This window comes from Alcanivorax profundi, from assembly GCF_003597125.1.
Lineage (GTDB): Bacteria > Pseudomonadota > Gammaproteobacteria > Pseudomonadales > Alcanivoracaceae > Alcanivorax > Alcanivorax profundi.
In genome coordinates, this window is sequence record NZ_QYYA01000155.1 from 1 (window position 1) to 406 (window position 406).

Annotated in this window: 1 protein-coding gene; it reads right to left on the reverse strand. The window is 33.5% G+C overall.

What is annotated here, in order from left to right:
• The coding region (locus D4A39_RS19340; RefSeq protein ID WP_147393976.1) for a hypothetical protein at positions 1-231 on the reverse strand (231 nt) is incomplete at its 3' end.
• Between the last annotated feature and the right edge of the window lie 175 nt (positions 232-406).

Genomic DNA, 406 nt, shown 5'->3' on the forward strand with positions numbered 1-406 from the left:
CTTTTTCATTTTAAAATCTCCTATATTTATGTTATTTAATTGCAAAGATAACTCTTTTTTCTCCATAATGGAGAGTTTTCTAATATTTTTTTGTATTTTTGCATGCAAATTTAAGGGTATTTGTCGAAATAGAGCTAGGAAATCACCTATTTGGGGGTGGAAAATCCCTAAAAATAGAATTTCAGACACCTGTTGCCGATGAACTGCCGGCAGCAGATGATGAAGGTTCAAGCTTATACCTTAATATATATAACAGAAGAAATAAAAAACAAAATAAATAGAATAAAGCAATATGGCTAAAGAACTCAAGAATTTAACCAAGCGCGCTGACAACTACAGTCAGTGGTACAATGATTTGGTAGTAAAGGCTGATCTCGCTGAGTTGTCACCAGTTCGTGGTTGTATG